The following is an 18,530-nucleotide window of genomic DNA, read 5'->3' on the forward strand; positions in this document are numbered from 1 at the left end:
AGGATCCGATGCTGATGTTCAACCTGACGGACCAGGTGCGGGAGCAGATCCAGCACACGCTGTACAAGTTGCTGGTGCAGCGGCGGTCGGTGTTTTTCTAGGTGGGTACGACGATGGGGCGCCCGACTTCAAGTCGGGCGCCCCATCGTCGTACCCGTCCTAGTCCGCGTCCTCGCTGTCGATTCCCAGGCCCGGGAGGAGGCCCGGGAGGAGGGGGGGGATCGTGACGTCGGGGGGTGTGGTGGGGAGGGCGGGGGTGGGGGGGAGGTTCTTCGGGGGGTCCAGGAGGTTGCCGGAGTTGCCGCCTAGGAGGCCGTCGTCGGACGGGGTGGCGGGGCCTGCCGGGGGGGTGGAGCGGCCTGGGGTTGTGTGGGTGGGGGTGGAGTGGTCCTGGGTGGTGGGGGGCGTCGGGTGGTCGTGGGACGGGGGGGTGGAGCCGGCCGGGGTGGTGCGGGGGGGTGTTGAGCCGTGGGACGGGGGTGGGGGGAGGAGTGATTGCAGGGGGGCCACCTCCTCGTCCATCGCGTCGAAGACCGAGGTGACCTGGTCGCCTACGTCGCCCAGTTGGACCGGGAGGCTGTTGCGGAGGGCGCCCCACGTTTCGCGGTGGGACTGGGCGAAGGCGGAGAGGGCGCGCATCGGGCCCAGGGACTCCGGGTCGCGTTCGTACGCCTCGTGCAGGAGGCGGTGGCCCTCCGTCGCGTCGTGGGTCATGCCCGAGAGGGTGCGGCGGATCTCGCCCAGCGACTCGTGGTCGAGGTGGCTGCCGCGGCCCCGGTCGAGGAGGCGGCGCGCTTCGTTCAGGCGCGTCGACGCCTGGTCCAGGTACGCCTGGCCGCGCTCCGTGTCGTCGTCCGTCAGGTACGTCAGCTTGAAGTCCTCGATGCCGCGCTTCAGGCCGTACAACGAGTCGCCCGGCAGCGCGTCCGAACTCGCCGCCGCGACCCCGCCGAAGGCGCCCGCGGCGACGCCGACGCTGAGGCCGCCCGCCGTGAGGCCCTTCGCGAGCCGGCCGCGCGGGCGGAGCTTGCCGAGCGCCCGGTGTTTCGCGGCGCGGTGACCGCGCTGTTCCGGTACGGAGGGGGCCTCACCCCCTTGCAGCATCGCTTCCATCGCGGCGACCAACTGCGCCCGCTGGACGACCTTGACCTCGGGGTCCAGCTGCGGCTTCGGCAGCTCCGCGAGGTCCGCCGTCAGGGACAGCAGCGTGTCCTGTTCGGTGCGGTCGGCGGCGGCCGGTGCCGGCGGTGATCCCTCGGGCTGCTCGGCCGCCGTGCCCCGGTCGGAATCCTCCAGGGCCTGGGCGAAGGCGTTCGCCCGCCGGTGTGCCGATACGTTCGCGATCACTGGCGGCACCTCCTCTCGTCATCACGGTCGACTCCCCTGGGGGTCTGAGGGTTGCACGTCCTCGACCGGTTCCCCACGATCGGGTGATCGGGGGCGGGCGGAACGTGACCACAGGGAGCCTGTATCCCGCTCAACGAATGGCGCGGCACTTGGGTTACGGACTGAGGATGATCGGATCGGGAAGTCAACGGACTTTCACTGAAAGTGAGTTGGCGAGAGGTTTCGGTTACCGCGCGTCTTCCGGCAGGAGCCGGGCGAGGGTACGGACGGCCCGGTACTGGAGCGTCTTGATCGCGCCCTCGTTCTTGCCCATCACCCGCGCGGTCTCCGCGACCGACAGGCCCTGGAGGAAGCGGAGCGTCACGCACTCCTGCTGCTGGGGGTTGAGGCGGCGGACCGCGTCCAGGAGCGCGGCGTTCGACAGGGACTCCAGGACGGAGTCCTCCGGGGAGCGCTCGACCTCGTTCGCGTCGAGCATCTCGCCGGTCGTCACCTCCAGGCGGAAGCGGCTCGACTTGAAGTGGTCGGCGACGAGGTTGCGGGCGATCGTCACCAGCCAGGCGCCGAAGTCGCGGCCCTGCCAGGTGAACGTGCCGATCCTTCTCAGCGCGCGCAGGAACGTCTCGCTCGTCAGGTCCTCGGCGGTGGCCTTTCCGCCCACCCGGTAGTAGATGTACCGGTAGACCGTGTCGCTGTACTGGTCGTACAGGCAGCCGAAGGCTTCCGCCTCGCCGGACTGCGCGCGTTCCACGAGGTCCATCATGCGGGCGCTGTCGCTGTCCGCGGCGGGGCGGCGGGCGGCGGGGGCGGTCGTGCGACCGCGCCTGCCGACGGTGGTGCCGCCGTCGGCGAGCGCGTAGCACGCGCCGACGGGGGTGGCGGTGGCGAAGGCGGGCACGCCGAACGCGGGGGGGACACAACCGCGCAGCGATTCCTTAAGCGTTGCGATCGAATCGCGCAGCGTAGCCAGGCCCGAGGCGTCAACCCCGACGTGTGGGTACACGGGACTCCCAGAGGCAGAGCTTCCATCACGTGCAGTGCGGGACCGATCACCTGTTGCAGTGGTGGGCGGGTTCCGGAATGCGTTTGAGGAGAATAACGCTTCGTGAAGGTGCTGCTACGCCGAGTTGCTCAAAACTTCGATTACATGGGATTTGTGATCGATTGAGGGCGGATCAAGTTCGGTGTTCTGAACGCTGGTTGATCGAAAAAGATCGGCTGCGGGGGTGGTTCAGGGCGTGTTGTGCCGGGTGCGGGACGCGTTGTGGCTCGTCGCGGAGGTGCGCGCACTCCTAAACGCCAACTGCCCGCGCGTGGGACGCGAGTTGACGTTTGCTTGGGCTCGTGCGGGGTTGCTGATGGGACGGTCCGGTGATTTTCCGGCCGTCGGATAATCGCGTCTTCCCCCGAACTCCGTTACCGCTTGCGGCGGCTCAGCGCGATGGCCGCCGCCGTGCCGCCCGCCACCGCGCCCACGCCCGCCGCCGCCGGGATGCCCACGCGGGCCGCCTTGCGGCCGGTGCGGTAGTCGCGGAGGCGCCAGTCGAGGTCGCGGGCGTGTTTGCGGAGTTTGGAGTCGGGGTTGATGGCGTAGGGGTGGCCGACGAGGGAGAGCATGGGGATGTCGTTGTGGCTGTCGCTGTAGGCGGCGCAGCGGGTGAGGTCGAGGGACTCGGCGGTGGCGAGGGCGCGGACCGCCTCCGCCTTGGCGGGGCCGTGGAGGAGTTCGCCGACCAGCTTGCCGGTGTAGACGCCGTCGACCGATTCCGCGACCGTGCCCAGTGCGCCCGTCAGGCCCAGGCGGCGGGCGATGACGCGGGCGATCTCGATCGGGGCCGCTGTGACCAACCACACCTTCTGGCCCGCGTCCAGGTGGGCCTGGGCGAGGGCGCGGGTGCCCGGCCAGATGCGGTCGGCGAGGTACTCGTCGTAGATCTCCTCGCCGATCGACTGGAGTTCGGCGACGCGGTGGCCCTTCACGATGGACAGGGCCGAGTCGCGGGCGTCCTGCATGTGCTCGGGGTCCTCGTGGCCGGCCATGCGGAAGTACGCCTGCTGCCAGGCGAAGCGGGCGAGGTCGCGGGTCTCGAAGAACTTGCGTTTGTAGAGGCCGCGGCCGAAGTGGAAGAGGGCCGCGCCCTGCATGACCGTGTTGTCGAGGTCGAAGAACGCGGCGGCCTTGTCGTCGCCCTGGACGGGGAACTCGGGTTCCTTGTCCTGAGCGGCCTGGGCGGCGTCCTCCTTGGAGGACTTGCGCGCAGCCTCAGCCGACGCTTCGCCTGCCAACACGCTCCGTGCCGTGGCTGAGCGCCTACGGGGAGTGAGCCATCCGAGAGCGGCCATGTCGTGAGCATAGCCAGTCCGACGGGTGCCTTCCGGATCGGTGAGGTTCGGGGGGTGTGAACTCTCCACTACAACTCGATATCGCCGCGACAACGCCGCGCCAGAATGGGGCGTATGACTCCGCTGTTCCGCCGCAAGCCCGCCGTACCGAAGCACGTCACCCTGATCGGCAAGCCCGACTGTCACCTCTGTGAGGATGCCGAGGCGGTGGTGGCGAGGGTGTGCGGGGAGCTGGACGTGGTGTGGGAGAAGAAGGACATTCAGCAGGACGCCGCACTTCACGACGCCTACTGGGAGCAGATTCCGGTCGTCCTGGTGGACGGGAAGCAGCACACGTTCTGGCGCGTGGACGAGGCCCGGCTGCGGAAGGCACTGACCAGCTAGTCCAAAGACGTACGAATGTCGCTTAGGATCGATGGCCAGGTGGTCTTGGGGGCGGGATTCATGAGGAGCGTGAGCTGTTTTGCCCCCAGGAGTGAAACGCGTGACCCCGGTCACGTTGGCCGGGCAAATCGGACACCATCTTTGTGCACGCGTTCACAAAGACATAGCCTGCTTTCGACGGGGCGGTCCGGGGACGTATGACCGCCCAGAGCCCCGCGCAACCCGCAGGAGCACCGTGGCAACTGGCCGAACTCACCGACCGGCGACCCGTAGCCGAGGGATTCCCGAGGCCACCGTCGCCAGGCTTCCGCTGTACCTGCGTGCCCTGACCGCGTTGTCGGAGCGCTCGGTGCCCACGGTCTCCTCCGAGGAGCTCGCGGCGGCTGCGGGGGTCAACTCCGCCAAGCTGCGCAAGGACTTCTCGTACCTGGGTTCGTACGGAACGCGCGGTGTCGGCTACGACGTCGAGTATCTCGTCTACCAGATCTCCCGCGAGCTGGGCCTCACCCAGGACTGGCCGGTCGTCATCGTCGGCATCGGTAACCTCGGCGCCGCGCTCGCCAACTACGGCGGGTTCGCCAGCCGTGGGTTCCGGGTCGCCGCGCTCATCGACGCCGACCCCGCGATGGAGGGCCGCCAGGTCGCCGGGATCGCCGTGCGCCACAGTGACGACCTGGAGCGGATCATCCAGGACAACGGCGTCTCCATCGGGGTCATCACGACCCCGCCGAGCGTCGCGCAGCAGGTGTGCGACCGGCTCGTGGCCGCCGGGGTGACGTCCATCCTGAACTTCGCGCCGACCGTGCTGACCGTCCCCGACGGGGTCGACGTCCGCAAGGTCGACCTCTCGATCGAGCTCCAGATCCTCGCCTTCCACGAGCAGCGCAAGGCCGGCGAGATCGCCGAGAACGCGAGCGCCGCGGTGCCGGGCGACTCCTCCGAGCAGGGGCCCGACGGGGACGTCCCCGCCGTGATGCCGGCATGAGTCTCCTCGTCGTCGGCCTGAGCCACCGCAGCGCTCCCGTGAGCGTCCTGGAGCGGGCCTCGCTCGGCCAGGACGCGCAGGTCAAGCTGCTCCAGGACACGGTCGCCGCGGAGCCGGCCACCGAGGCCGCCGTCCTCGCGACCTGCAACCGGATCGAGCTGTACGCCGACGTGGACAAGTTCCACGCCGGGGTCGCCGAGCTGTCGACGCTGCTCGCGCAGCACAGCGGGGTCGGGCTCGACGAGCTGACGCCCTACCTGTACGTGCATTACGAGGACCGGGCCGTCCACCACATGTTCTCCGTGGCGTGCGGGCTCGACTCGATGGTCGTCGGCGAGGGGCAGATCCTCGGGCAGCTGAAGGACTCCCTCGCGAAGGCGCAGGAGCTGCACAGCGCCGGGCGGCTGATGAACGACCTGTTCCAGCAGGCCCTCAGGGTCGGGAAGCGGGCGCACTCGGAGACCGGGATCGACCGGGCCGGGCAGTCGCTGGTCACCTTCGGTCTCGAACAGCTCGCGCGCCAGACGCCGGTCGAGGAGTGGGTGCGGGGCAAGAAGGCGCTGGTCATCGGCGCCGGGTCGATGTCCTCGCTGGCCGCGGCGACGCTCGCGCGCGCCGGGGTCGGGGAGATCGTCGTCGCCAACCGGACGTACGACCGCGCCGAGCGGCTCGTGCAGATACTGACCGACGGTACGGACGTGACGGCCCGCGCGGTCCCGATGGAATCGGTGCCGGGCGAGCTGGCACGGGCCGATCTGGCGGTGTCCTGCACGGGGGCGACGGGGCTGGTGCTGACGGGTGAGGACGTCGCCCGGGCGGTCGAGGGGCGCACGGAGGCCGTGGCGCTCAATGCCGCACCAGCACCGCGCACGATCAGACCGCCGCAGACAGAAGACTCCTGCCCCCTCGACCTCGGCGCCGTCCAGCAGGGCTTCTCCGTCGCGGGCGATGCCGCTGTCGCCGGGATGGACGCGGCGACGCTGGAGCAGCACGCGGCGTGGGTCGACAACGGGAGCGTGGACCGGCGGGCGGAGCGGGAGGCCGAGCTGATCTCGGCGCTCGCGCAGACCGCCGCGACGGTCGGCCGGATTCCCGAGCGGCGCCGTCCCGAAACGGTGGACGCCGTCTCCGCCGAACCCGTCCTCTGCCTCCTCGACCTCGCGATGCCCCGCGACATCGACGGCGCCGCCCACCGGGTCGGCGGGGTGCGGCTGGTGGACATCGAGTCGCTGGCCGAGGCGAGCGCGGACGCGCCGATGGCGTCCGACGTGGACCAGGTCCGGCGGATCGTCTCCGACGAAGTGAACGCCTTCGGTGCCGCGCAGCGCGCCGCGCACATCACGCCGACCGTCGTCGCCCTGCGGACGATGGCCGCCGACGTGGTGGCCGGCGAGATCGCGCGCCTCGAAGGGCGGCTGCCCGGGCTCGACGACAAGCACCGGGCCGAGATCACCCAGACCGTGCGGCGCGTCGTCGACAAGCTGCTGCACGCCCCGACCGTACGGGTCAAGCAGCTCGCGGCGGAGCCCGGCGGCGCCGGGTACGCGGACGCGCTGCGGACCCTGTTCGACCTCGACCAGGAGACGGTCGCCGCCGTGTCCCGGGCAACGGATGAGAAGGACCCGGAATGAGTGACAAGGCGCTGAGACTGGGGACGAGGCGCAGCAGACTCGCCCTCGCCCAGTCCGGGCAGGTGGCCGAGGCGGTGAGTCAGGTGACCGGGCGCCCGGTCGAACTCGTCGAGATCACGACGTACGGCGACACCTCCCGCGAGCACCTCGCGCAGATCGGCGGGACCGGCGTGTTCGTCACCGCGCTGCGCGACGCGCTGCTCGCGGGCGAGGTCGACTTCGCCGTTCACTCGCTGAAGGACCTGCCGACGGCGCAGCCCGAGGGGCTGACGCTGGCGGCCGTACCCGTGCGCGAGGACCCGCGCGACGTGCTCGTCGCCCGGGACGCGCTGAAGCTGACCGATCTGCCCCGCGCGGCGCGGATCGGCACCGGTTCGCCGCGCAGGGCGGCCCAGCTGAACGCGTACGCCCGTGCGCACGGGCTGGATTTCGAGCTGGTCGCGATCCGGGGGAACGTCGACACCCGGATCCGGTACGTCCACGACGGTGAGCTGGACGCGGTCGTGCTGGCCGCCGCCGGGCTCAACCGGATCGGGCGCGCCGACGAAGTCACCGACTTCCTGTCGATAGACGCGGTTCTGCCCGCCCCCGGCCAGGGGGCACTGGCGATCGAGTGCGCGGCGTCCGACGCCGACCTCGTCGCCGCGCTCGGCGAACTCGACGACCCGTTCACGCGGGCCGCCGTAACGGCCGAACGGTCACTGCTCGCCGCCCTGGAGGCCGGTTGCAGCGCACCTGTGGGTGCGCTGGCCGACCTGCTGGCCGACGGGCAGATTGTCAAGGAAATGCGCCTGCGAGGGGTTGTCGGGACCACCGACGGCTCCCGTACGGTGCAGCTGTCCACCACCGGTCCCGTGCCCGAGACGCATGACCAGGCAACGACGCTCGGTCGCGAGCTCGCCGCCGAGATGCTTGCCCAGGGCGCGGCCGGTCTGATGGGGGAGCGAGCACATTGAGCCCCACCACCCTTCCCTCCGGCCTGGACCACGGGCACGTCACCTTTCTGGGTGCCGGACCCGGGGATCCGGGACTGCTGACTCTGCGCGCCGTGGAGGCGCTGGCGAGCGCGGACGTCCTCGTCGCCGAGCACGAGGTGCTCGACGTCGTGCGGACGCACGCCCGTACCGGCGTCTCCGTCGTGCCCACCGACCCCGCGCCGGGCACGATCGCACCACAGCCCACGGTAGTTGACAGTGCGTCAGCGACCGTGGCGCTTCCCGTGGTGCGGGATGCGGCACATCTTGTCATGGAGGCCGCGCGGGGCGGCAGGCGGGTCGTCCGTGCGGTCTCGGGCGACCCGGGACTGGATACGTACGCCGCCGCCGAAATGCTCGCCTGCGCCTCCGCCGGTGTGCCGTTCGAGGTGGTTCCCGGTGTCGCGGCGGCCGTCGGCGTGCCCGCTTACGCCGGGGTGCCTCTGCGGGACGCTCAAGGGGCGGACGTCCGGTTCGTGGACGCCCGTACCGCCTCCGACCGGTGCTGGACCGAGGTGGGGGCGTCCGACGGGACGCTCGTCGTCTCGACCTCCCTGGACGGCGTCGCCGCCGCCGCGGGGGAGCTGGTCTCCGCCGGGCGCAAGCCCGATACGCCGCTGACGGTGACCGTCGCCGGGACCACCACCCGGCAGCGGACCTGGTGCGCGACCCTCGGGACCATCGCGCAGACCCTCAAGCAGGCGAAGGTGCTGCCCTCGCCCGACGGCGGGCGGCCCGTGATAGCCGTCGTGGGGGAGCGGTCCGCTCCCGCCCAGCGGGACCAGCTCGCCTGGTTCGAGTCCAAGCCGCTCTTCGGGTGGAAGGTGCTCGTGCCGCGGACGAAGGAGCAGGCCGCCTCCCTCTCCGAGCAGCTGCGCTCCTACGGCGCCGTGCCGCACGAGGTGCCCACCATCGCCGTCGAGCCGCCCCGGACGCCCCAGCAGATGGAGCGCGCCGTCAAGGGGCTCGTCACCGGGCGGTACGAGTGGATCGCGTTCACGTCCGTCAACGCGGTCAAGGCGGTGCGGGAGAAGTTCGAGGAGTACGGGCTCGACGCCCGTGCCTTTGCCGGGATCAAGGTCGCGGCCGTGGGCGAGCAGACCGCCAAGGCGCTCATCGCCTTCGGCGTGAAGCCCGACCTCGTGCCCAGCGGGGAGCAGTCCGCCGCCGGGCTCCTTGAGGACTGGCCGCCCTACGACCCCGTCTTCGACCCGATCGACCGGGTGTTCCTGCCCCGCGCCGACATCGCCACCGAGACGCTGGTCGCCGGGCTCATCGACCTCGGGTGGGAGGTGGACGACGTGACCGCCTACCGGACGGTTCGCGCGTCGCCGCCGCCCGCCGATACCCGGGAGGCCATCAAGGGGGGCGGGTTCGATGCCGTGCTGTTCACGTCGTCGTCCACTGTGCGGAACCTGGTGGGGATCGCCGGTAAGCCGCACAACGTGACGGTCATCGCCTGTATCGGTCCGGCCACCGCCAAGACCGCCGAGGAGCATGGGCTCCGGGTCGATGTGATGGCTCCTGAGCCGTCCGCGCAGAAGCTGGCCGAGGCGCTGGCCGAGTTCGGGGTGCGGCGGAGGATGGCCGCCCTTGACGCCGGGGACCCTGTGACGCGGCCGAGCGAGCGGCGGCCCGGTGGGCGGCGGCGCCGGGCCACCTGATGTGTGAGAGACGGCGGAGCGCCATTCCTCGCGGGGGGCTGCGAGGGGGGCGCTCCGCCGTCGGCTTTCTGCCGTGAGCGGCCGTCGACCATGCTGCGGGGCGCGCCGCGGGGTTGTCGTTGGCGAGGCGTCCACGGGTGCTTGGCGTGGCGTCCACCGGGTTGCTCCGGGAATCTGTGCTGCCGCAAGGTCGGGGGCGTAACTGCTCAGTACCTGACGGACGGGGAATGCTTTGCGTACGAAACTCGCGGCGCTGGTCGGCTCGGTGGCACTGGCGGGCGCGGTGACCGTGGTCGGGCTGCCGGCCTCCGCGTCCGCCGCGACCATGCCGTCCGCCTGCCCGAAGGAACTCGTCCTGCCGGTGCCGGTGACGTCGAAGGCCACGACGAACGTCAACCTCCGCAGCGGGCCGAAGAGCAGCTCCACGTCCAAGGGGCTGCTCACCAAGGGGACGACGTTCGACGAGTACTGCATGTCCGGGGGCTCGACGTCCTGGAGCTACGGGAAGGTGCTGTCCGGGGCGAACAAGGGCAAGTGGGGCTGGGTCGTCGGGACGTACCTGAAGCAGGTCTGAGGCGTCGGGGTCGACATCGCGTCGGCAAAGGTGCCCCCGGGGCGGGCGTAGCTTAGGGGTATGTCTCAGCACGGTTCTTTTCCTGGCTCCCGGCCCCGGCGGCTTCGTACCTCTCCCGTGATGCGGCGGATGGTCGCGGAGACGCGGCTGCACCCGGCGGACTTCATCCTTCCCGCGTTCGTACGGGAGGGGGTGGCCGAGCCGGTGCCGATCCAGGCGATGCCGGGGGTCGTGCAGCACACGCGCGACAGTCTCAAGAAGGCCGCCGTGGAGGCCGTCGAGGCCGGGGTCTCCGGGATCATGCTGTTCGGCGTGCCGGAGGAGTCGAAGAAGGACGCCTACGGCACGGCGGGCACCGACCCCGACGGCATCCTCCAGGTCGCCCTGCGCGACGTCCGCGCCGAGGTCGGTGACGAGCTGCTGGTCATGTCCGATCTCTGCCTCGACGAGACGACCGACCACGGGCACTGCGGCGTCCTCGACGAGCAGGGGCGCGTCGACAACGACGCCACGCTCGAGCGGTACGCCGAGATGGCCCAGGTCCAGGCCGACGCGGGCGCGCATGTCGTGGGCCCCAGCGGGATGATGGACGGCCAGATCGGCGTCGTCCGCGACGCGCTCGACCAGATCGGGCGCGAGGACGTGGCGATCCTGGCGTACACGGCGAAGTACTCCTCCGCGTTCTACGGCCCCTTCCGCGAGGCCGTCGGCTCGTCGCTCCAGGGCGACCGCAAGACGTACCAGCAGGACCCCGCCAACTGGCGTGACTCCCTGCGGGAGCTGGCCCTCGACGTGGAGGAGGGCGCCGACCTCGTCATGGTCAAGCCCGCCGGCCCCTACCTCGACATCCTCGCCCGCGTCTCCGACGCCGTCGACCTTCCTGTCGTCGCCTACCAGATCTCCGGCGAGTACTCCATGGTCGAGGCCGCCGCGGAGAAGGGCTGGCTCGACCGGGACCGCGCGATCTTCGAGACGCTGACCGGGATCCGGCGGGCGGGGGCGCGGAACATCCTGACGTACTGGGCGGTGGAGGCGGCCCGGAAGTTGGAGCGGTGGCAGTGAGGTGCGGGCTCAGTCGATGACGTGCCGTAGGTAGGTGGTGGGGTCGGTGAGGTAGCGGCGCCAGTGGTGGACCAGGTCCAGGTCGGGCCAGGTTGTTTCGCGTAGGCCGTGGTCGCCGACCTCGATGATGGTGGCGCCGGGGAGGGCGGTCAGGAGGGGGGAGTGGGTGGCGCAGATGACTTGGCCGCCGGATTTGGTCAAGTGGTCGATGTGGCCGAGGAGTTCGAGGCAGGAGGTGAAGGAGAGGGCGGCTTCCGGCTCGTCCATGATGTAGAGGCCGGGGTGGTGGAATTTGCCGCGGAACGCGGCTAGGAAGCCTTCGCCGTGGCTGAGCTCGTCCGGGGTGAAGCCTTCTCTGTCCAGGGCGTCCAGTGCGGTTTCGGCGCGTAGGAAGAAGCCCTTGCGCGCCGACCAACTGGAGAGCATGCGGCGGCCGTTGGGGGTTGCGTTCAGTTTGAGGTGTTTGCCCAAGGGGGATTTGGGGCGGTGGCTGGCGTATTTCCAGTCGTGGGAGCCGCCCCAGGGGTCCAGGCCGAAGGACTCCGCGATGGCCTCGACGAGGGTGGATTTTCCTGAGCCGTTCTCGCCGACGAGGAAGGTCACCGGGGTGGTGAGGCGGAGGCCGGTCGACAGGAGGTGGGCTACGCAGGGGACGGACCAGGGCCAGTCCGGCTCGGTGGTGTCGGCTGTGTCGTCCGGGGTCAGGTGGGCGTAGACGCGGTCGATGATCATCGGGTCAGTCCCACCAGAAGTGCCAACTCTGGGCGCCGATCAGGGTTTTGGCGTATGTCTCGATCGGGCCGGAGTGCTGGTCGACGGTGTCCGGGCAGAAGGCGTAGTGCTCGGCGGCGATGGCCTCCGCCTCCTCCTGGGTGGCGGGCGGGGCGGCGACCGAGACGGCGAGGGTCGCGAAGCCGATGGCCACGACGCGGGCGCCGAACCGGTCCTCCCAGGTGCGCAGGACCGCGCAGAGGCGGGCCACGTCGTTGTCGTGGTTGAGGGGGCCGGTCCAGCCGATCGCGGCCGGGATGTCGGCGGAGCGGCGCGCGGGGACGAGGGCGAGGTGGGGTTCGGTGAACCCGGTGCCGGCCATCTCCGAGAGCTCGTCGGCGAGTTGGGCGGCTCGCGTGTCGGGGTCGGCGGTCGGGGTGGTGGCGGGGGCGAGGGTGAAGGGGGTGCGCGGGGAGGCGTCGTCCTCGTCGGTCTCGTCGTCCGTCTCGTCGTTCATCTCCCAGTACTCCGCGAGTACTTCCTCCGCGTCGTGGTCGCCCGGGTACGACGCCGCGTCCGGGTCCAGTTCCCAACCCTGGCGCTCCACCCAGTACTTGTCCACGTCGACCAGCACCGGCAGCAGGCCCGCCGCGCCCGCCTGGGCGCCCAGCGCCGTCCAGTTGCCGGAGGACGAGGGCTGGTCCGCGTACCACAGCAGGGGCTCGGGCCAGTCGGCGTCCACCAGCTTGCCCGGCGGGAGGCGGAGGCCCAGGCTGCGACCGCTGGGGTCGGTCGCGAGGTGGGGCAGGGGGTTCGGGAGAGTCGCCATGTCCGTGACTGTAGGGGGCGGCACTGACAATCGGGCCGGGTGTGTCAGGTGAGGGGGGTCTCGGTGTGGAGGCCGCTCGCGTCGGTGCCGGTGAAGAGGGAGACGTGGCCGTCGGTCCAGCGGACGAGGACGTCGTCGGCGGCGGTGCCCGGGGTGAAGGCGCCCGCGGTGACGAGGGCGGCGTTCTTCCAGGGGGAGTTCGGGGGCTGGAGTTGGGTCTCGGCGGGGAGTCCGGCAGCGGTGAGGCCGGGGTAGAGGGTGGTCTCGCCGTCGCTCCAGCGGACGATGACGTCGTCGGTGGGGTTGCCGGTGGCGGAGGCGGTGGTGAGCTGGCCGGCGTGGGGCCAGGTGGTGTTCCCGGCGGTGATCTGGGTCGGTTGCGTCAGGCCGTTGGTGGCGAGGTCGGTGTAGAGGGAGACGTGGCCGTCCTTGAAGGTGACGAGGAGGTCGTCGCGGTTGGCGCCCGGGGTGAAGCGTCCGCCGGTCATGAGTTGGGCGGTGTCGCGCCACAACGCGGTGCCGGGCGGGGCGAGTTGCTTCTCGCCGTGGAAGCCCTTGGGGTCGACGCCCGGGTAGAGGGTCATCTCGCCGTCGGTCCAGCGCACGGCCAGCCCGTCGGTCGGTGCGCCGGTATTGACCGTGGTCAGGGCGACCGCCTTGGCCCAGATGCTTCTGGCGGGGGCGAGTTGGTACTCGGCGGTGAAGGGGTGGGCGGGGTCGTCGGTGGCGGCGCCCTGGTAGAGGGTGACCCTGCCGTCGTCCCAGCGCACGATCAGGTCCATGTGCCGGGCGCCGCCGGAAGAGCTGCCGGTGAAGTAGCCCGCCGTCATCCCCACCGCGTGCTTCCAGGCCGCGGGCGTGAAGGCGGGCCGTGGCGGGGTGGTGGGCCGTGGCGGCGTGGTCGGCGCCGGGGCTCCGTACGGGGGTCTCGCGCCCACCGCGCGGTGTGCCGCCGCGTCGTTGAACAGGGCCTGCGCGTCCTTGCCGAACAGCGGGGCGTACGTCACCCAGTCGTCGTTCGTGTCGTTGCCGCCGCCGTTGTAGCCACCGGTCGCGCCGATGACCTTGCCGGTGCCCCGGGCGGGGTCGTAGTCCTTGATCCAGGGGCCGCCGGAGACACCGCCGTAGAAGCCCGTGCACGCCATGCTCAACTGGGCGTAGCCCGCGAGGCGTTTGGTGGTGACGGGGCAACGGATCGGGTTGTGGCGGGGGTTGACCTTCTCCGCGCTGGGGTAGCCGAGGACGGTCACGCGGTGCGTGTAGCCCGTGGCGGTCGACGTGAACGTCAGCGCGCCGGTGACGTCCTCCAGGCGTCTGCCCTTGCTGTTGGGCGCCGTCTGCGTGAAGGCCAGGTCCAGGTCGGAGACCGGCTTCTTCGTGTTCGGCACGTAGCGGGGGTCGAGGTAGACGCGGGTGACGGGGAAGACGCCGTAGGGCTGCGCCGCCGCGGACTTGCCGCTCACGTAGCGGGGTACGAAGATCCGGTGCGTGGCCTTCTGGAGGCCCGTGCCGCAGTGGCCCGCCGTCAGGACGATGTCCTTGGCCGCCGTGTGGACGACGCTGCCCGTGCAGAACGTGCTCTTGCCGCCGAGGGGTCTGCTGTCGAAGAAGAACGTGCCGACGGTGGGGTGGCCGGCGAAGGACTGCGGGCGGGGGGTGCCGGGGGGCGCGGTGCGGCGGGGGGTGACCGCGTCGGTGTGTGCGCGGGGGGTGGTGAGGGGGGTGGGTGCCGGGGCGGCGGGTACGGCTTCGGCCATGCGGGCCGCCGTCCAGTAGCGCTCCTCCGCGCGGGGGGTCGGCTGGGCGGGGGTGGCGGACGTCGGGGTGGTGCTCAGCGCGACCGCGCTCAGGGTCAGTGCGAGAACCGGAAGCCAGCCGTGTCTGGAACGCAAGGGGACGTCTTTCGGTCTCGGTCTCGGGGGAGGGGGACGCCGGATGGTGGAGGCGGGCGGTGCGCCCGCGTGAAGTATGTCCTGGCGTGCTGTTCGAGGACAGGGAGGCGTGGGGCGACCTTGATCACGCTTTTTCTTCGGGGGGCTCCCTGGCCGAGGGGGTGGGGTGGTACGGGTCGGCCAGGGAGATGAGGGGGAGGGGCTTCGGTCGGGTCAAGTGGTCAGCAGGGGGAGGGAGCCGAGGTGTTCCTCCGGGATGTCGAAGGCGTCCGTGAGGGCTGTGAGGTGGGGGGAGAGGAGGGCGGTGAGGGTGGCTCGGGCTGTGGGGAGGGCGCGGACCTGGTCCGGGGTGAGGGCGCCTTCCGCGAGGAGGAGGCCCTCGTACGGCTGGAGGTGGCGCAGGAGGAACAGGGCGTGCAGGGCGGTCAGTTCGGGGGAGGCGGCTTGGGCGCAGGCTCTGGTGAACGCGTCCGACGCCTGGCCCAGGGCGTATGTCTCCACGAGGGTCAGGGCCGGGAGGGCCGCGTTGTTCCAGCGGGCGAAGGTGTCGCCCTTGGCGCCGGGGGCGCGGAGGGCTGTGCGGGCCGTCTGGTGCCAGTGGCGTTCGGCGGTGGTGAGGGCTCGGCGGAGGAACGTTACGTCTGTTACGTTTTCGACTCCTGTCGCTCGGGGTTGTTCCTCGGCCAGGGGGTGGGCGAAGAGCAGTTCCGCTCCCGCCTTCGACCAGACGGCCAGGTTGTCGCCCTCGGCGGTGATCGCGCCCTCCACGTTCGCGGCGTAGTGGGCCAGGCCGTTGACCGGGAACAGGGCGCGGGCGCCGCAGCGTTCGCGGCATTCCGTGACGATGTCCCGGGCCTGGTAGGTGATCCAGCCCTTCGCGATGGCCACGAGGCGTTCGGCGCGCTGGTGTTCGGCCGGTTCGGTGGCTGAGTGGCTCAGCCACTCGTCCATCACCGTCCGGTGCAGGAACGTCATCGCGTACGCCGTCGCCACGCGGTCCAGGAGGCGGGACCGGTGGGAGAGGTACGCCGAGATCGGTACGCGGGCCTCGCCGCCCGCCGGTCCGGAGACCTTGCGGAGGTTCGCGTAACGGACCGCCACGGCGAGGGCCGCCCGCGCACCGCCCACCGTGCTCGCGCTCATGCACAGCTTGCCCGTCGTGACGCGGTCGATCGCTGTGAGGAAGCGTTTCCTCGGGCTGCCGAGGAGGCTCTTGACCGTGCCGTCGCGTTCCAGGCGGCCGTGCGGGCCCTGGATGAGGGCCGTGCGGGGGAGGCGGACGTCCGTGAAGGTGGTGACGCAGTGGTCGACCGGGTTGCCGATACGTTCTGGCAAGGGCGTGATCGTGATGCCGGGGAGAGGGCCCGATTCGTCCGTCAGCGGGGTCAGGAAGAGGAACACCCCCTCGTCCCGGCCGTTCGTGAGGAGGCGGGCCGCCACCACCGCCGTCTTCGGCCCCCCGGCGGGGCTCGTGTTCGGCATGAACTTCGCGGCGCCGTCGTGCGGGGTGTTCAGGACGAACTCGTCCGCCTCGACGTCGTACGTCGCCGTCGTCTCCAGCGCGGGGGCGTCGTTGCCGTGGTCCTGCTCCGTGCAGAGGAAGGTGCCGGTGCGGGCGAGGGTGGTGTACGGGGTGAGGTCCCGGGGCGGGGAGTCCTGGTCGGCCAGGACGCTGCCGAGGAACAGGTTGTAGTGGATGCTCGCGATCGCCGACGTCGCGCCGTCCACCACCGACGTCCACTCGTGGAGTGCGGCCAGGTGACGCGGGCTGGACGCCAAGTGCTCCGCCGGGAAGGGGAGTTGTGCGTTGAGGTGGCGGAGGCGATCGTACGACAGCCGCCACCGCTCCTCGGTCGTCGCTTCGGGGCGGTGGCGGAAGAGGGGGGCCGTGATCGCGTGGCGGTGGTGGGCGTGGAGGTCGGCTTCGGGGCCGTCCTGGAAGAGGAGTTCCCGCAGGGTGGGGCGTGTTGAGGTGATCGACATGCCCGGTCTATCTGTGGGACCGGGGGTGAGGTAACGATCTTTGAGGTTAAAAGGGCGTGACCTCCAGGCTCAGTACGTGGCGACCAAGGTCGAGGAGGTCATCAACCGCTGATCAGAGGGTGGTGGTGAAGGCGGCCCAGGTGGCGGGGGCGAGGGCGAGGGTCGGGCCGGTGGTTTCGGGGTTCTTGGAGTCGCGGATGTGGATGGTGCCGGGGCACTGGGCCACTTCGACGCACTGGCCGCCCTCGTCGCTGCTGTAGCTCGACTTCCGCCAGGCGAGGGCGACTTCGAGGCACGCGCCGCCTTCGTCGCTGCTGTACGTCGACTTGAACCACTGAAGGGCTTCGGTGCTCATGCTTCTCCTAGCAAGCTGTCCAAGATGCGCTTGGACTCTTCGACGTCGCGGGCCTGTGTCCGCAGCATCGCATACTTGCTTTCCAGGATGGACATTTCATCCGGGTCCGAAACCCAGTGACTGCCGCGCTGTCCTTCTGTGTACGCGAGGTGCTGGTGGTCCTCGGTTTCGAGGAGGGTGAAGGGGCCTGCTGTGCCCGCGTGGTGAAGGCTCGCCAGCGGGAGGATCTGGATCGTCACGTTGGGCCGGTCCGCGAGGTCCCGCAGGTGACGGAGTTGCCGCAGCCTTATGGCCGGTCCGCCGATCATCATGTGGAGCACCGGCTCCCAGATGATGAAGCTCATCGTCGGCGGGGTCTCGCGCTCGAAGATCGCCAGACGCTCGACGCGGCCCTGCAACTTCGCCTGGATCTCCTCCTCGTCGTACGCGGGGACGCGCTCGCGCAGGACGGCTTCGGCGTACTCCTCCGTCTGGAGAAGGCCGGGGATCACCGCGTTGTCGTACCAGGACAGCACGATCGACGAGCGCTCGTGGTCGATGTACAGCTCCGCGAACTCCGGGTACTGGTCGATCTCCGGCAGGTTCTCCGCGCCCTCCTCGAACACCCCCTTCGTACCGAGGGCCTTGTCGATCTTCCGGCCGATGTCCGGCTTCAGGGGCCGTCGGCCCTGCTCGATGGAGGCCATCGTCTCGTCGTCGATGTTGATGATCTGCGCGAGCTGGACCTGCGTGTAGCCACTCGCGCGGCGGGCGGTGGCGATCTGCCTGCCCAGCATCTTCATCGAGGTTTTGTTCTTCGGCCTTGACGGCTTCCTGGGACTCATGCTGGCGTGTATCCCCCGGAGTTGGGCGCGGCTCACCCGTACACACCCGTACGAAACCCGCCGTACGAGCTTGCAGGGTGTTCAACCGTAGTGATCCCCCGCCACTCTCGCCCCGTGAACGGAACAACTCAACGGCCGTTGCTGCGAGAGAGGTGCTTCCGCCGTGACCGGCGGTCCGTGCCCGCCGCGCGGCGGTTCGCCTTGGAAACGCTTATCGGTTGGGGGCTCGCGTCGTCCGAGCGTGCCCATGATGTCCTGCTGTGCGTCAGCGAGTTGGCGACCAACGCGCTGCTGCACGGGGTGCCCAGGGGGAGGCAGTTCCTGCTGTCGCTCCGGCGGGACGGGGACAGTGTCGTCGTCGAGGTGCACGACAGCGGGGACGGGGTGCCGCGCATCGCCCAGGGGCGGGACGGGGACGAGGGCGGGCGGGGGCTCGTGCTGGTCGCCGCGCTCAGTGCGAAGTGGGGGGTGAGGGAGCGGGTGATCGGGAAGGTGGTGTGGTGCGAGTTCGTGCTGCGGTGCTGAGGGGTCAGGCTCGGGTCCGCTGATCCGTGAACTGTGCCTTCAGCCATGCCGGTTCGGGGTTGACGTACGGGTGGCCCGTGATGAAGACCGTCGGGACCGTCTCGTTGCCGTCGTTCGCCGCCCGTACGGTCGCGGCGGCTTCGGGGTCGGTCCAGATGTCGACCCAGTGCACGCGGCGGGCGTCCCGGCCGAGGCGGATGCGGAGGCGGGCGCAGTACTTGCAGCCGGGGCGCCAGTAGACGATCGGGCGGCCGTCGTCGGCGCTCCGGGCTGCCGCCTCCGTCGTCGAAGGGGGGAAGATCAGCGGGGAGTTGATGACCGCGAGGGCCGCGAACAGGAGCGCGAACGCCACCGCCGCGACCGGATTCCCCTGGCCGAGCAGGCCCGTTGCGGCGGCTGCGCCGCAGACGGCCAGCAGGGCGGGGAGGATCCAGACGCGGTTCATGA

General features: G+C 70.7%; 18 protein-coding genes and 1 pseudogene. 9 read left to right on the forward strand and 10 right to left on the reverse strand.

Features of this window, described 5'->3' with window-relative positions:
* Positions 1–101 (forward strand): annotated as a pseudogene (locus PV682_RS44480) (glycerol acyltransferase); the annotation flags it as partial.
* Positions 102–159: 58 nt separating this feature from the next.
* On the opposite strand, the gene PV682_RS39615 reads toward PV682_RS44480, so the two are convergent.
* The 3 genes from PV682_RS39615 to PV682_RS39625 form a co-directional block, all read right to left on the reverse strand.
* On the reverse strand, positions 160–1,347 hold the full coding sequence (locus tag PV682_RS39615; protein ID WP_319737163.1) for a DUF5667 domain-containing protein: 1,188 nt from the start codon (positions 1,345–1,347) through the stop codon (positions 160–162).
* Positions 1,348–1,573: 226 nt separating this feature from the next.
* On the reverse strand, positions 1,574–2,350 hold the full coding sequence (locus PV682_RS39620; protein ID WP_319737164.1) for an ECF subfamily RNA polymerase sigma factor, BldN family: 777 nt from the start codon (positions 2,348–2,350) through the stop codon (positions 1,574–1,576).
* A gap of 413 nt (positions 2,351–2,763) precedes the next feature.
* On the reverse strand, positions 2,764–3,690 hold the full coding sequence (locus tag PV682_RS39625) for an HAD family hydrolase (RefSeq protein ID WP_319737165.1): 927 nt from the start codon (positions 3,688–3,690) through the stop codon (positions 2,764–2,766).
* Positions 3,691–3,795: 105 nt separating this feature from the next.
* On the opposite strand from PV682_RS39625, the gene PV682_RS39630 reads away from it, so the two are divergent.
* From PV682_RS39630 to hemB, 7 genes are all read left to right on the forward strand, one after another.
* A complete protein-coding gene (locus tag PV682_RS39630; protein ID WP_319737167.1) occupies positions 3,796–4,074 on the forward strand; it encodes a glutaredoxin family protein in 279 nt (92 codons plus the stop codon).
* A 235-nt stretch (positions 4,075–4,309) separates the two neighbouring features.
* Entirely contained in the window at positions 4,310–5,059 is a 750-nt protein-coding gene (locus tag PV682_RS39635) for a redox-sensing transcriptional repressor Rex (protein ID WP_319737169.1), read from the forward strand.
* A complete protein-coding gene (locus PV682_RS39640) occupies positions 5,056–6,690 on the forward strand; it encodes a glutamyl-tRNA reductase (protein ID WP_319737171.1) in 1,635 nt (544 codons plus the stop codon). The genes PV682_RS39635 and PV682_RS39640 overlap by 4 nt, the downstream gene beginning before the upstream one ends.
* A complete protein-coding gene (gene hemC / locus PV682_RS39645; RefSeq protein ID WP_055723474.1) occupies positions 6,687–7,646 on the forward strand; it encodes a hydroxymethylbilane synthase in 960 nt (319 codons plus the stop codon). The genes PV682_RS39640 and hemC overlap by 4 nt, the downstream gene beginning before the upstream one ends.
* Complete coding sequence (locus PV682_RS39650) at positions 7,643–9,328, forward strand: bifunctional uroporphyrinogen-III C-methyltransferase/uroporphyrinogen-III synthase (RefSeq protein ID WP_319737173.1); 1,686 nt, start codon at positions 7,643–7,645, stop codon at positions 9,326–9,328. The genes hemC and PV682_RS39650 overlap by 4 nt, the downstream gene beginning before the upstream one ends.
* 232 nt (positions 9,329–9,560) lie before the next feature.
* Positions 9,561–9,902, forward strand: coding sequence for an SH3 domain-containing protein (locus tag PV682_RS39655; RefSeq protein ID WP_319737175.1), 342 nt, complete (start codon positions 9,561–9,563; stop codon positions 9,900–9,902).
* 60 nt (positions 9,903–9,962) lie between these two features.
* Positions 9,963–10,964 (forward strand): porphobilinogen synthase, encoded by a 1,002-nt coding sequence (gene hemB, locus PV682_RS39660; RefSeq protein ID WP_319737178.1) that lies wholly within the window; start codon positions 9,963–9,965, stop codon positions 10,962–10,964.
* Positions 10,965–10,973: 9 nt separating this feature from the next.
* Here the strand turns inward: hemB and PV682_RS39665 are convergent, their stop codons facing one another.
* From PV682_RS39665 to PV682_RS39690, 6 genes are all read right to left on the reverse strand, one after another.
* Complete coding sequence (locus tag PV682_RS39665) at positions 10,974–11,696, reverse strand: AAA family ATPase (protein ID WP_319737179.1); 723 nt, start codon at positions 11,694–11,696, stop codon at positions 10,974–10,976.
* Between the two features lie 4 nt (positions 11,697–11,700).
* Positions 11,701–12,504, reverse strand: a complete 804-nt coding sequence (locus PV682_RS39670) for a DUF4253 domain-containing protein (protein ID WP_319737181.1) — start codon at positions 12,502–12,504, stop codon at positions 11,701–11,703.
* Positions 12,505–12,548: 44 nt separating this feature from the next.
* Positions 12,549–14,396, reverse strand: coding sequence for a trypsin-like serine peptidase (locus tag PV682_RS39675; RefSeq protein WP_319737183.1), 1,848 nt, complete (start codon positions 14,394–14,396; stop codon positions 12,549–12,551).
* Between the two features lie 213 nt (positions 14,397–14,609).
* Positions 14,610–16,379, reverse strand: coding sequence for an acyl-CoA dehydrogenase family protein (locus PV682_RS39680; protein ID WP_319737185.1), 1,770 nt, complete (start codon positions 16,377–16,379; stop codon positions 14,610–14,612).
* 112 nt (positions 16,380–16,491) lie between these two features.
* Positions 16,492–16,734, reverse strand: coding sequence for a DUF397 domain-containing protein (locus tag PV682_RS39685; RefSeq protein WP_319737188.1), 243 nt, complete (start codon positions 16,732–16,734; stop codon positions 16,492–16,494).
* Positions 16,731–17,516, reverse strand: coding sequence for a helix-turn-helix domain-containing protein (locus PV682_RS39690; protein ID WP_319737190.1), 786 nt, complete (start codon positions 17,514–17,516; stop codon positions 16,731–16,733). The genes PV682_RS39685 and PV682_RS39690 overlap by 4 nt, the downstream gene beginning before the upstream one ends.
* A gap of 156 nt (positions 17,517–17,672) precedes the next feature.
* On the opposite strand from PV682_RS39690, the gene PV682_RS39695 reads away from it, so the two are divergent.
* Positions 17,673–18,083: an ATP-binding protein gene (locus PV682_RS39695; RefSeq protein ID WP_319737191.1), complete on the forward strand. Its 411-nt coding sequence runs from the start codon at positions 17,673–17,675 to the stop codon at positions 18,081–18,083.
* Between the two features lie 4 nt (positions 18,084–18,087).
* Here the strand turns inward: PV682_RS39695 and PV682_RS39700 are convergent, their stop codons facing one another.
* Positions 18,088–18,528 (reverse strand): glutaredoxin domain-containing protein, encoded by a 441-nt coding sequence (locus PV682_RS39700; protein ID WP_319737194.1) that lies wholly within the window; start codon positions 18,526–18,528, stop codon positions 18,088–18,090.
* Positions 18,529–18,530 lie beyond the last annotated feature (2 nt).

This window comes from Streptomyces niveiscabiei (assembly GCF_033794345.1).
In the GTDB taxonomy this organism is placed as follows: domain Bacteria; phylum Actinomycetota; class Actinomycetes; order Streptomycetales; family Streptomycetaceae; genus Streptomyces; species Streptomyces niveiscabiei.